The organism is Couchioplanes azureus (assembly GCF_014648355.1).
Lineage (GTDB): Bacteria > Actinomycetota > Actinomycetes > Mycobacteriales > Micromonosporaceae > Actinoplanes > Actinoplanes azureus.
In genome coordinates this window covers 303,888-316,342 of sequence record NZ_BMQY01000003.1, presented here as the reverse complement: position 1 = coordinate 316,342, position 12,455 = coordinate 303,888, and the positions used below count along the sequence as shown (strand labels likewise).

The following is a 12,455-nucleotide window of genomic DNA, read 5'->3' as shown; positions in this document are numbered from 1 at the left end:
CGCGCCGGACACGAGGTGGCTCAGCCGAGGGCGGGTGGGTGCCAGTCGGCGAAGCGGGTCATCGCGCGCAGCGCGAGCCCCGGCGGCGTGAGGCGCATCATCGTGTTGCGGGCGGCCACGGCGACCGGGTTCCGCAGCTGCTGGCCGAGGCGGCCGATCCTGCGGGACGCCTGCGCCACCTGCTGGCTGCGGGGGCGGCGCTCCCGGTCGTACCTGGCGAGCCCGTCCGGGCGGTCGGCGACGGCGGCGAGCACGACGGCGTCCTCGAGGGCCTGGTTGGCGCCCTGGCCCAGGTGCGGCGTCATCGCGTGCGCGGCGTCGCCGATCAGGGCGACCCGGCCCTTGACGTAGGTGGTCAGGGGCTCGTCGAGACAGGCGAGGTCGTCGTACAGGACCGTGCCGGTCGACGCGATCAGGGCCGGGATCGGATCGTGCCAGCCGCCGAAGCGGTCGGTCAGCCGGGCCGGGGAGTTCGCGGGCTCCGCGGCTGCGGCGTTGACCGCGGCGTACCAGTAGATGCGGCCGTCGGTGAGCGGGACCATGCCGAACTCGGCGCCCCGGTCCCACGTGATGCCGACGGTCAGATCGCCGTCCCAGGCCGTCACGCCCCGCCACGCCGTCACGCCGATGCGCGCGGCGCCGGCGGCTTCCGGCCACAACAGCCGGCGTACGGTGCTGTGGATGCCGTCCGCCGCGACCACCAGGTCGGCGCGCATCCGGGCCGGCCCGTCCGGTCCTCGCCAGCGCACGTCGCCGTCCTCGGTGACGGCCTCGACGTCGGCGCCGGTCACCACGGTGCCGTCGGGCAGGGCGCCGAGCAGGAGCTCGTGGAGGGTGGCGCGGTGGACGCCGATCGCCGGGGTGCCGATCCGCCGCTCCAGGTCGCCGGGTCGCACGCGGGTCAGCCAGCGGCCGTCCGAGGTGCGCGTGCCGGCGGACATGTCGGTGCGGCCGCGCTCGCGCACCGCCGCACCGAGCCCGAGCGCGTCGAGGCAGCGCAACCCGTTCGCCTGCAGCACCAGGCCGGCGCCGACCGGGCGGAAGGCGGGGACGCGGTCGAGGACGGTCACCTGCCAGCCCCGGCGGACCAGGCCCGCGGCCGCGGCCAGCCCGCCGATGCCGGCACCGGCCACCACGGCCGTGCGGGTCACCGGCGGCCTCAGGCCGGCGGACGGAGCAGGACCAGCGGGATCTCGCGCGTGGTGCGCCTCTGGTAGGCCGCGTAGTTGCGGTAGCGGCTCGTCACCTGCGGCCAGAGGCGGGCACGCTCGTCGGGAGTGGCGATGCTCGCCAGCATCGGCCGGCGCGGGCCGCCGGCGACGGACACCTCCACCTGCGGCCGGTCGCGGAGGTTGAGGAACCAGGCCGGGTGGCGGTCGTCGCCGCCACGGGAGGCGACCACGACGTACGCGTCGCCGTCGGTGACCGGGGACGTGAGCATCACCGCCCGCGGCGTCCCGGTGCGGCGGCCGGTGGTGACCAGCTCGAGGACCGTCATGTCGGCGACCTGCCAGCCGAGGCGCCCGCAGCTTGCCCGCAGGATGGCCCGGTGGACGGCGTTCATGGCCTTCAAGGCGATATCTGGCGGCACCGGGTCAGGATACGAAGATTCGCGCCCGTGGGACAGCCCCGGCGTGCCGGGAGCCGTTCTCAGTACTGCAGGACGCCGAGGACGGCGGCGGTGAAGTTCGCGCGGACGGTCTCGGGGCCCTCCAGGTGTCCGCTGACCATCGCGCCGTCGCGGAGCATGACGAGTATGCCGGCGACCCGGTGCGGATCCGGATGGCCCGCCCGGGCGAGGTAGTCGGCCAGGGCGGCACGGAACCAGGCGCGGTGGCCGGCGATCACCCGCGACACCGGATGGTCCGGGTCGGGATACTCGGCGGCGGCGTTGATGAAGGCGCAGCCCCGGAAGCCGGGCTCGCACATCTCCTCGGTGATCCCGGCGGCGAGGGCGCCCAGGATGGCGCGGGGATCGTCGCCGCCGGGGTCCGCGGCCGTCACCCGGGCCCGCACCGCCCGGTCCCGCTCGTCGAGGTACGCCGCGACGAGCTCGTCCTTGGACCGGAAATGGTGGTAGAAGGTGGCCCGGGTGACGCCCGCCTCGGTGATGATCCGGTCGACGCCGACGGCGTGGATGCCCTCGGCGTAGAACACCCGCGCGGCGGCGTCGAGCAGTCGCTGCCGCGCGGGCGACGAGCGCCGATCGGGTGCGGTGGGTGCCTGGGCCATAGCGGCCAAGGGTAGTGGACCCCCGGTCAACCGCCCGCGATGGCGGTCAGCACCTCGAGCCGGTCGCCGGCGGCGGCGGGCCGGTCCAGCTCGTCGTGGCGGAGCTGTTCGCCGTTGAGGAACAGGCTGTGGAAGCGCTGCACCTGGCCGGCGGGGTCGAGCAGCACCAGGCCGAGCGGCGGGTACTCCTGGACGAGCTGGGACAGCGCGTCGCGTACGGTGCCCGCGTCGTAGGTGAGCGGGTCGCTGTGGCCGACGTAGTGCAGCAGCGTTCCCGGCAGACGGATGTGCATGGGTTTCCTTCCGGCGATCGGCGGGTCGGTGGTTCAGGCGGCCTCTTCGGACGGTTCGCCCGGTGCGTCGAAGGTTTCCAGCGCGAGGCCGTGCAGGCGCCCGTCGCGGCCCACCAGCCGGTGGGAGAACGTGACGGAGTCGTCGACGTGGTGCGCGGAGGCGGCGAAGGTCGCCTCGTCGAGGAGGAAGAACGGGCGCATCAGCTCGATCTCGATGCCCCGCACCGGGTGGGTCAGTCCGGACCTGATCCGCGGCATCCGGCGGCCGTGCTGTGCCACCAGCGTCTCCCGTGCGGCGCCGAGCTGCGCCGGGATCTCCACGAAGCTCCACTGGTCGGCGACCTCGCACAGGCCGCGGTGCATGACGATCGGGTTGCTCGCGGTGACGACCGCCGGGTGCTTCGCTTCCAGGTCTTCCAGCGACTCGTGCAGGATGCGTGGCGGGGGCGGGGCGCCGTGCTCGTCGGCATCGAACAGCTCGCTCAGGGCGTCCGGGATGCGCCCCGTCTCGGCGCCGAAACCGCGGTCGCTGTCGAGCCGGACGCAGCGGGCGTAGCTTTCCGCCCGGGCGATGGCCCGGTCGCCGTCGGTGACCTGGGACGTGACGCGCAGGTAGCGGCCCGTCGTGTCGACCTGCACGCCGGTCGAGGCGACGACCCGGTCGCCGTCGAGGAACCGGAACGGCTCCAGGTAGTCGATCCGGATGCGGACGACCACGAAGCTGACCCCGAACCGGCGGATCAACTGCGGAAAGCTGGCGAGATGCCGCGCTGCCCACTTGGCCCAGTTGGCGAAGCCGATCGAGAGCACGCTGCGGGGCTGCATCTGCACCGGTGTGAAGAAGCTGGAGTCGTACACGATCTCGGACTGCACAGTGCGCGGCATGGACACCTTCCCAGGGCGTGACCGACTAGATAGAACGTTCTGTCTAGTACTTTAGGCATCCGCGTCCATAGTGGTCAATGCGTGCGTGCGGCATACTCGGTGCGCGAATGGACGACCGTCGAGAAGGGGGACGTCAGACGTGCGCTATGCGGACGGCCCGGCCGTGGAGTGCGACGTGCACATCAAGGCGGCCCCGGCACAGGTCTGGGAACTGGTGACCGACATCGGCCTGCCCGCCCGGTTCAGCCCGGAGCTGCGGCGAGTGCGGTGGCTGGACGGCGCGGAGCGGCCGGCGTTGCACGCGCGGTTCGAGGGCCACAACCACAACGCCTTGCTGGGCGACTGGCGGACCGTCTCGTACGTCGTGGAACTGGCCGCCCCCCGCGCGTTCGCCTGGGCGGTGGTGGACCCGGACGGGCGGTTCGGCGGGGGCCCGGCCGACCCGCAGACCCCGCTGGCCACCTGGCGGTTCGACCTCGCGGCGGAGGCCGGCGGCACCCGGCTGCGGCACGGCGCGCGGATCGGCCCGGCACGGTCCGGGCTCAGCCTCGCCATCGACCGCATGCCGGAGCAGGAGGAGGCGGTGGTCCAGTACCGGCTCGGCGACCTGCGGTGCGGCATCGAGGAGACGCTGCGGGGGATCAAGGACCTGGCCGAGTCGCCACGGCAGGCATGACCTGCCGGACCGGACCTAGCCGAGCGTGCCCACGACGCGGCTCCCGTACGCGTCGAAGAGCAGCTTCTCCACCTCCCCGGCCGGCTGCGGCCGCGCGAAGTAGTAGCCCTGCCCCTGGTCGCAGCCGCTCTCCAGCAACGGCTTCCACTGGCTCGCGTCCTCGATACCCTCCGCCACCGTGACCAGGCCGAGGGTGCGGCCCAGGCCGACGATCGCCGGGGTGAGGGAGGCGCCGGGGGTCTCGACGCCGATGTCGTCCACGAACATCTTGTCGATCTTCAGGATGTCCACCGGGAAGCGGCGCAGGTACGCCAGCGACGAGTAGCCCGTGCCGAAGTCGTCGATGGCCAGCCGGACGCCCAGCGCCTTCAGCTTGTGCAGCTGGTGCACGGTGGCGTCGACGTCGTGCACGAGGACCGATTCGGTGATCTCGAGCGTCAGCAGCTCGGGCGCCAGGCCGGTCTGCCGCAGGACGCCCGCCACCAGGTCGGGCAGGTCGGGGCGGCGGATCTGCCGGGCCGACAGGTTGACCGTGATGTGCAGGCCCGCGCCGGGCAGCGACCGGTTCCACTCGGCGGCCTGCCGGCACGCCTCGTGCAGCACCCAGGAGCCGACCGACACGATGTAGCCGGTCTCCTCGGCGAGCGAGATGAAGTCGAGCGGCGACACCGTGCCGCGCTCGGGGTGGGCCCAGCGCACCAGCGCCTCGCAGCCGGTGACCCGGCCGTCGCTCAGGTCGACGATCGGCTGGTAGTGCAGCATCAGCTGGTCGCGTTCCACCGCGTGCCGCAGGTCCATCTCCAGGCCGGCGCGCCGGGCCCGGACCACCTGCATGCCGGGCTGGAACATCTCGATGCAGCCCGGGCCGTCCTGCTTGGCTGCGGTGAGGGCGAGGTCCGCGCCCTGGAGCAGGGCGTCCGCGTCCCGCTCGCCGAGCGCGCTGAAGGCGATGCCCGCCGTGGAGTCGATCGTGACCTCCCGGCCGCCGATCCAGAACGGCCGGCGCAGGGACGCGGCCAGCCGCTCGGTGACCTCCATCGCCGGCTCCGCCTGCTCCACGCCGGCCAGCAGGATCGCGAACTCGTCCGCGCCGAAGCGGGCCAGGGTGTCGGTGGCGCGCAGGCCGGCGGAGAGGCGCTCCGCCACGCCGGTCAGCAGCAGGTCGCCCGCGGCGTGACCGAAGGTGTCGTTGACCGTCTTGAAGCGGTGCAGGTTGAACAGCACGACCGCCACCCGGCTCTTCTCGCGGGCGGCCAGCGCCAGCGTGTGCACCAGCCGGTTGCGGAACAGCGCCGAGCTGGCGAGCCCGGTGAGCGGGTCGTGGAACGCCTGGTAGAGGCCGTCCACCGCGCGGGCCGCCTCGATGGCGACGCCGACGTGCTCGGCGAACGCCGTCAGCACCGCCTGGTCGGCGGGGCCGTAGACGCGGTCGGGGCGGCGGGAGGCCACGAAGAGGCCGCCGACCACCTTGTCCTGGTGGCGTACCGGGGCTGCCATGGCCGCCTGCACGCCGGCCTCGATGCCGTCGTCCGCGGACTCCGGCGCCTGCGCGGAGCCGTCGAACACGACGATCTCGTCGCGCCGGATCGCCTGGCCGGTGACCCCGGCGGCGTCCAGCGAGGCCCGCCACAGGCGGTGGCGTACCTCGTCGGGGAAGCCGCACGTCGAGGCGAGGTGCAGCATGTCCGGGTCGTCGCCGTCGCGCATCGCCAGCGCGGCGATGGCGTCGCCGAGCAGGGAACGCGCGCCCGCGGTGATCGCGTCGAAGATCTCGTTCAGCGGCGCGCGGCGGGCGACCGCCCGTTGCACCACGGCGAGCTGTTCGAGCAGCATCCGCCCGGTCCGGGCGTCCTGCGCCGCCGCCTCGGTGTCGCTGCCGGCATAGCGCCGCTGCTCGGCGAGGTGGTCGAGGGCGGCGAGCTGCAGCGCCAGGGCCGCGCTCAGCCCGGTGGCGAGGTCGGCCTCGGCGTCCACGAACGGCGAGCCGCCGTCGCGCACCGCGAGCAGCCGGCGGCCGGTGTGCCGGCCGATCGCCACGGTCAGGACGGAACGGGCCCCGGCGGTCTCGCACGCGGCGCCCGTCGCGGGCACCCGCGGCTGGGGCATCCCGGGGTCCAGGACGCCCCGGACGGCGAGGACGGCGCGGTCCTGCAGGATCGCCACGGTGTCCGCGGCCAGCACCGCGGCCATGCTGTCGACGGCGGCGATCGCGGCCGAGACGACGTCTGACGTGCCGGAGATCGCCTCGATGAACGCGGCCACGCTGCGGCCGGGCTCGAACGTCATGCTCATGCCTGCTCCACCCGGTTGCGGCCGCCCTGCTTGGCCCGGTACAGCGCGTGGTCGGCGCGCGCGAGGACCTGGTCCAGGCCGTCGTCGTCCGGGTGAAGATGGGTGATGCCGACGCTCACCGTCACCGGCAGCGCGCCGTCGCGGGTCGGGACCGGCGTGTCGGCGATCGCCTCCCTGATCCGTTCCGCCAGGTCCGGGCCGCCCTCGTCGAGATCCGGCAGGATCACCGCGAACTCCTCCCCGCCGTAGCGGCCGAGGACGTCGCAGACGCGGATGCTCTGCGTCACCCGGCGCGCGACCTCCCGGATGACGTCGTCGCCGACGCCGTGCCCGTACGTGTCGTTGACCGCCTTGAAGTTGTCGATGTCGAGCATCACCGCGGCCAGCTCGTGGTTGTTGCGGGCGGCGGCGTTCAGCAGCGTGGTGGCCAGGGAGTAGAAGTGGCGGCGGTTGTGGACGCCGGTCAGCTCGTCGGTGGTCGCCAGCTCCTGCACCCGGGCGAACAGCCCGGCGTTCGCGTACGCGCTCATGCCCTGGCTGGCCAGCGCGGCCGCCACCTCGCGGGCGGTGTCGTCGAAGCCGTCGCCGCCGAGCAGCACCACCCCGACCAGGCCGTCGTGGGACACCAGCGGTACGGCGAGCGCGACCTGCGCGTCGCCCAGCAGCCGCCCGCGCAGCTCGGGGCTGGCCGGCAGCATGACCGGCCGGTCCGCCGCGCACGCCGCGGCCAGCATCGGATCCACCCCTTCCACCAGCCACGAGCCGTGCAGGGCCGGGTCCGCCGCGCCGGCGACGGCCACGACGTCCATCCCCGCCTCGCCGGCGAGCAGCAGCCCGCCGGCCGTCGCGCCGACGTGGGTGTGCAGCGTCGCGAACAACCGGTGGAGCACCTGCGCCGGATCCAGGATGGCGCTGAGCTCCGCCAGGCTCGACCGCAGCGTCTCGGCGAGCTGCTGCTGGTGGCGGGCGGTCTGCACGGCCAGGCCGAGCTGAGCCGCGCGGGCCGTCTCCAGCGACACCGCGACGTGGCTGGTGATCGCGGTGAGCACCTCGACGTCGTCCTCGGTGAAGATGCCGCGGGCCATCCGGCTGTCCAGGTACGCGACGCCGAGGGTCCGGCCCTTGAACTGCACCGGCGCCACCATGATGCTGCGCAGGCCGTGCACGACGACGCTCTGCGAGCCGAGGGCGGCGCCCTGCTCGGTGCCGGCGACGACCAGGGCCTCGCCCGTCTCGATGACCCGCTGCACCAGCGTGGAGCCGTAGCCGGTCACCGTGTCGAGATCCTCGCCCGCGGCGTCGCGCCCGGCGAAGGGCGCCACCGCGCCGGCCTCGTCCACCAGGAAGAGCATGGCCCGCTCGGCGCCCAGGATGCGCAGCGTCTCGTCGAGCGCCACCCGGGCCAGCCGCTGCGGGTCGAGGACCGTCGCGCCGGCCACGCTGACCTGCTGCAGCGCGTCCAGGCGGCGGTTGCGCCCGTCGTGCGAGTCGCGGTCGGCGCGCTGGGGGTGCGACCGGGTCTCGTCGATGGCGAACTCCAGGCAGACCTGGCGGCGGCGGTGCTCCCAGCCGTACGTCTCGGCCAGCAGGTGGGCGATCCTCGCCTGCCGCTCGGCCTCGCCGGTGTGCCCGAGGGCGCGCAGCGCCCGGGCCCGGATCCGGGCCACCTCGAACGACACCAGCGGCGCGTCCAGCGCGCGGCTGTCCCGCTCCACCTTGTCCGCCAGGGCGATGGCCTTGCGGTGCTCGCCGCGCAGGTGCAGCAGCGCGGCCTGGGCCGTGCGGTGGCCGGTGCGCAGCAGCACGGTGCTGGCCACCCGGCCGAGCTCCCGCGTCGCCTGCTCCGCCGCCAGCAGCCGGGCCGGCCGTTCCGCCTCGTCGGCCAGCCGCACCTGTGCCATGCGGCCGTGCGCCCGCCAGACGTAGAACCACTTCAGCTGGGCCATCAGCTCGCTCTTGCGCAGGTTGAGCCCCTCGAACTCCGCGACGATCTCGTCGAAGCGGGAGCCGAACTCGCCTTCCTCCACCGCCGCGCAGAGTGCGGCGGTCGCCATGTTGGCGGTCTGCACGGGCGTGGCGACCCCCGGCGGCAGCGCCTCGCGCATGGCCGCGTCCGCCGCGGCGGCCTCGGCCGGAAGTCCCAGCTGAGCCGGGATCATGACGCCGAGCATGCTGAACGACGTGCCGTACACCTGGCTGGGGTCGACCAGGCGCCGCAGGCTGCGCTCGTAGTCCGCCTTGCTCTCGCGGGTGTACCCGCGCAGCATCAGCCGCAGTGCCGTCGTGGCCATCCCGGGCAGCATCTGCGCCGGGTGGAACCAGTGCGAGTGCCGGGCGAGGGCCTTCTCGTAGGTGCTGCCGTCGTCGATGCCGGCGAACAGCCGCGCCAGACCCACGATCCAGTCGACGTACGCGATCAGCTGCCGGTCGCGCAGCTTCTCGGCGTCCCGGGCGGCCCGGGCCAGGCAGCGCTCGGCCGTACCGTGCAGCCGCAGCATCGCGACGACGTAGCCGATCAGCGCGTACACCCGGACGTACTCGGGGCACAGGCCGATGCGGTTGATGGCGTACAGCGCGCGCAGGGTGAAGACGGCGGCCTCGCGCAGGCGCATGCCGAGCGCCGCGGCGTACCCGCCGGCGTCCAGGACGGCGGCGAGGGCGGCCAGGTCGTCGCGGCGGCGGCCTTTCGCGGTGCCGTACCCGATGCCGGTGCGGCGCACGAACGCGCCCGCCGCGGCGAGGGCGAGGGTGGACAGCAGCCGGACCGGCTTGCTCGCCGGCAGCGGGCGGCCGAGCTCGTGCAGCGCCTCGGTCGCCGCGTGCACGGCCCGGTCGTCGGCCCAGGTGGTGTGGTGCAGCTCCACCAGGGTGGTGCGCAGCTCGGCGCGGCGCTGCCGGTCGGTCTCGGTGGCCAGCGCCCGTTCCAGCGTCTGCCGGCACTCGGCGAAGTGGCCGGCCCGCAGGTACGCCACGGCGAGCGGACGCAGCACCTCGCTGCCGGCCGGGCCGTCGGCACCGGCGATGCCGGTCAGGTACTCGATCGCCTCGGCCGGTGCCTGGTCGGCGAGGGCACGCCGGCCCGCGGCGAGGGCGCTACGGCGCCGCGCGTCCGGGTCGGCCGCGTCGCCCGCGTGCCGGTGATGGCGGGCGAGCACGTACTCGTGGTCGGTGTCGCGCAGCGTGAGCGGCAGCACGTCGAGGGCGTCCGCGGCCGCGGCGTGCAGCCGCCGCCGGCGCTCGGGTGCGACGTCGGCCAGCAGGGCGTCGCGCAGCGCGGTGTGGACGAAGCCGTACCGGCCGCCCTCGCGGATCTCCACGATCCGCCGGATCACCGCCGTGCCGAGCGCGGCCGCGACGGTCCCGGCGGGCAGGCCGCACACGGCGGTCAGCACTTCCTGGCGGAAGCGGCCGCCGACGACCGACGCCGCGGCGAGGACCTCGCGGACGTCGTCCGCCACTCCCTCCAGGCGGGCCACGATCAGCGAACCGGCGTCCGAGGCGACGGGCAGGCCCTCGGCGCCGGCGGCGTCGAGATACCACTCGCCCCACAACGGCACCAGCAGCCCCGCGTCCACCAGCTGCAACAGGTACGCGACCTGGGCCAGCGGCGAACCGTCGGCCAGCGCCGCGACATGCGCCACCAGCGCGTCCGGGACCCGGGCGCCGGGCAGCCGGGAGGCGATCAGCGCGGCCGTCGCGTCCGCGCCGAGCGGCTCGCAGCGCACGGTCGTGTCCAGCGCCGCACCCAGCTCGGTGAGCGGCCGGGCCGCGCCGTCGAGCTCGGTGAGCAGCACGAGCAGCGGCAGGGTGGCCAGGTCGGGGCCGAGCATGGCGAGCACCCGCCGGCTCGCCGCGTCGAGCCACTGTACGTCGTCCAGGACCAGCAGCAGGCCGTCGCCGGCGCGCGCCAGCTCGCTGAGGAAGACGGCGACCGCGGCCAGGAGGCGGTCGTCACGGCCGTCGCTCGCGGTCGCGGGCGCGTCGCCCAGCATGGCGGCCAGCCGGGGCGACAGGCCGGCGATCAGTCCCGGTCCCACGCCGGCGGCGGCGGTCCGGATCCGCTCCTGGGCGGCGTCGCGCGCCGGCCGCTCCAGCCGGGCGACCGCGTCCAGGTGTCCCTCGAGCGCGGCACGCAGCCCGCCGAGCGGCACCGCCTCGCCCTCGGCGCACCGGCCCGACAGCACCGTCGCGCCGGCCGCCGCGGCGGCGACCTCGGCCGCGAGGCTGCTGCGGCCCGAGCCCGCCGGGCCGCGGACGACCGCGGCGCCGCCGGCGCCCGCCCGGGCACGCAGCCACCGCTCGGTCAGCTGCCGGATCTCGGCGTCGCGGCCGAACAACGGCCACCGCGGCGTCGCGGCGTCGGCCGGGGCGGGGTCCGCCCCGCCGGCAGCGGCGCGCAGCGCGGCGAGCAGGGCCGTCGGGCTCTGGTACCGGTCGTCGGGGTCCTTGGCGAGCAGGCGCGTGACCACCTCGGCCAGCGCCGGGTCGATACCCGGGCCCAGCTCCGGCACCGGGGCGGTGGTGTGCAGGCGCAGCAGCTCCCCGACGTCCGGGGCCGAGAACGGCGGGCGGCCCGTCAGGCACTGGAACAGCACGACGCCGAGGGAGTACAGGTCCGAGCGGCCGTCGACCGGCCGCTTGAGCATGCCGGACTGCTCCGGCGAGCAGTAGAGGAACGTACCGACCGTCTTGTCGGCGGTGTCCAGATCCTGGCCGAGCATCGCCAGGCCGAAGTCGATCAGCTTCGCGTGCCCCTGCGCCGGAACCATGATGTTGTGCGGCTTGATGTCACGGTGCACCAGACCGGTACGGTGCGCGGCGGCCAGCGCCTGCGCCAGCTCGGTGGCGAGCCGCAGCACCCGCTCCTGCGGCAGCGGGCCGTCGGCGAGCAGGTCGGCGAGGGACCGGCCGTCGAGCAGCTCGGTGACCAGCGCCGGGCCGTCCTCGTAGCGGCCGGCCGCGTACGCGCGGACCACGCCGGGGTGGTCGACGCAGGCGAGCAGGGCAGCCTCGCGGGAGAACGCCAGCAGCGTGCCCGGTGCGCCGGCCGCCTCGCCGCGGGGACGCTTCAGCGCGTACCGCTCGTCGCCGCGGCGCGCCTGGAACACGGTCGTGTACGCGCCACGACCCAGCTCCGCCTCGATGTCGAGCCCGGTCAGCTGTGCGGGCCGCCGGACCGACTCCGGACGCTGCGCTTCGCTCATCACCGACCGCCCCGTCACTTGTCCCTCCGTCTGAGGTCATCGACACGAGCGGGCGATGGTTGAGCATTCGGGCGGCGCGGCTCACCGGCCGAGCACGGCACCCCCGTTGAGGCCGATGATCTGTCCGGTGAGATATCCCGCATCGGGCGAGGCGAGGTAGCGGACGGCCGCCGCCACGTCCGCCGGCGTCCCGGTCCGGCCGACCAGGGTGTCGGCCACCTTGGCGGCCACGAACTCCGGTGTGTCCTGGCCGTCGAAGATGTCGGTGTCCCGGATGTAACCGGGTGCCAGGACGTTCACCGTGATGCCGTCCGGGCCGAGCTGCCGGGCCAGCCCGAAGGCCCATCCGTGCAGCGCGGCCTTCGCCGCGGCGTACGAGCCGGCCGAGTGGGCGCCGGCGCCGCCGCGTTGCGCGGCCGCGGAGCTGACCAGGATCAGCCGGCCGCCCGGCCGGCTCAGCCGTCCCAGCAGGGCGTTGGTGAGCAGCACCGCGGTGATCAGGTTGGTGTCCAGGTCGCGGCGCCAGGCGTCGGCCAATGCCTCGAGCCCCTCGCCGGCCGAGGGCGTGATGATCGCGCCGGCATTGTTGACCAGCACGCCGACCGTGCCGAGCTCCGCGATGCGGTCCGCGGCGCGCCGGACCTGCGCCGGATCGGTCAGGTCCGCCGCGACCGGGATCACGCGCCGCGCGCCCAGCTCCCGGTTGATCTCCTCGGCGGCCCGCTCCAGCAGCCCGGCCCGGCGCCCGATGACGACCACCCGGTCGCCGTCACCGGCCAGCGTGCGCGCGACCTCGCGACCGATGCCCGTCCCCCCGCCGGAGACGACCGACACCCGTGAATCGTTGATCATGCGCGGTAGGGTACCGGCCGA

9 protein-coding genes are annotated in these 12,455 nt (G+C 74.8%); 1 reads left to right on the top strand and 8 read right to left on the bottom strand.

Translation table 11 applies throughout. The features are described 5' to 3' along the window. Positions 1–20: 20 nt before the first annotated feature. Genes IEY99_RS12710 through IEY99_RS12690 form a run of 5 tightly spaced genes read right to left on the bottom strand, consistent with a single transcriptional unit; the run spans position 21 to position 3,410 of the window. The gene (locus tag IEY99_RS12710) at positions 21–1,151 is read right to left on the bottom strand and encodes an FAD-dependent monooxygenase (RefSeq protein ID WP_189202727.1); all 1,131 of its coding nucleotides are present in this window, start codon (positions 1,149–1,151) and stop codon (positions 21–23) included. Between the two features lie 8 nt (positions 1,152–1,159). Then, positions 1,160–1,591 (bottom strand): nitroreductase/quinone reductase family protein, encoded by a 432-nt coding sequence (locus IEY99_RS12705; protein ID WP_189202725.1) that lies wholly within the window; start codon positions 1,589–1,591, stop codon positions 1,160–1,162. Positions 1,592–1,650: 59 nt separating this feature from the next. After that, positions 1,651–2,232 carry a TetR/AcrR family transcriptional regulator gene (locus tag IEY99_RS12700; RefSeq protein ID WP_189202723.1) on the bottom strand — a complete coding sequence of 194 codons (582 nt, stop codon included), beginning with the start codon at positions 2,230–2,232 and terminating at the stop codon, positions 1,651–1,653. 26 nt (positions 2,233–2,258) lie between these two features. Then, positions 2,259–2,525: a MoaD/ThiS family protein gene (locus IEY99_RS12695; RefSeq protein ID WP_189202721.1), complete on the bottom strand. Its 267-nt coding sequence runs from the start codon at positions 2,523–2,525 to the stop codon at positions 2,259–2,261. Positions 2,526–2,558: 33 nt separating this feature from the next. Beyond that, a complete protein-coding gene (locus IEY99_RS12690; RefSeq protein ID WP_189202719.1) occupies positions 2,559–3,410 on the bottom strand; it encodes an acyl-CoA thioesterase family protein in 852 nt (283 codons plus the stop codon). A 139-nt stretch (positions 3,411–3,549) separates the two neighbouring features. On the opposite strand from IEY99_RS12690, the gene IEY99_RS12685 reads away from it, so the two are divergent. Next, positions 3,550–4,086: an SRPBCC family protein gene (locus tag IEY99_RS12685; RefSeq protein WP_189202717.1), complete on the top strand. Its 537-nt coding sequence runs from the start codon at positions 3,550–3,552 to the stop codon at positions 4,084–4,086. A gap of 15 nt (positions 4,087–4,101) precedes the next feature. Here the strand turns inward: IEY99_RS12685 and IEY99_RS12680 are convergent, their stop codons facing one another. The 3 genes from IEY99_RS12680 to IEY99_RS12670 form a co-directional block, all read right to left on the bottom strand. Next, positions 4,102–6,378 (bottom strand): putative bifunctional diguanylate cyclase/phosphodiesterase, encoded by a 2,277-nt coding sequence (locus IEY99_RS12680; protein ID WP_189202715.1) that lies wholly within the window; start codon positions 6,376–6,378, stop codon positions 4,102–4,104. After that, positions 6,375–11,600 carry a diguanylate cyclase gene (locus IEY99_RS12675; protein ID WP_229798573.1) on the bottom strand — a complete coding sequence of 1,742 codons (5,226 nt, stop codon included), beginning with the start codon at positions 11,598–11,600 and terminating at the stop codon, positions 6,375–6,377. The genes IEY99_RS12680 and IEY99_RS12675 overlap by 4 nt, the downstream gene beginning before the upstream one ends. Before the next feature lie 63 nt (positions 11,601–11,663). Further along, positions 11,664–12,434 carry an SDR family NAD(P)-dependent oxidoreductase gene (locus IEY99_RS12670; protein WP_189202712.1) on the bottom strand — a complete coding sequence of 257 codons (771 nt, stop codon included), beginning with the start codon at positions 12,432–12,434 and terminating at the stop codon, positions 11,664–11,666. Positions 12,435–12,455 lie beyond the last annotated feature (21 nt).

Bases quoted from the DNA above. Each gene is read 5' to 3' on its own strand.
- IEY99_RS12695 (WP_189202721.1), bottom strand. From the start codon at position 2,525: ATGCACATCCGTCTGCCGGGAACGCTGCTGCACTACGTCGGCCACAGC.
- IEY99_RS12700 (WP_189202723.1), bottom strand. From the start codon at position 2,232: ATGGCCCAGGCACCCACCGCACCCGATCGGCGCTCGTCGCCCGCGCGG.
- IEY99_RS12690 (WP_189202719.1), bottom strand. From the start codon at position 3,410: ATGCCGCGCACTGTGCAGTCCGAGATCGTGTACGACTCCAGCTTCTTC.
- IEY99_RS12670 (WP_189202712.1), bottom strand. From the start codon at position 12,434: ATGATCAACGATTCACGGGTGTCGGTCGTCTCCGGCGGGGGGACGGGC.
- IEY99_RS12680 (WP_189202715.1), bottom strand. From the start codon at position 6,378: ATGAGCATGACGTTCGAGCCCGGCCGCAGCGTGGCCGCGTTCATCGAG.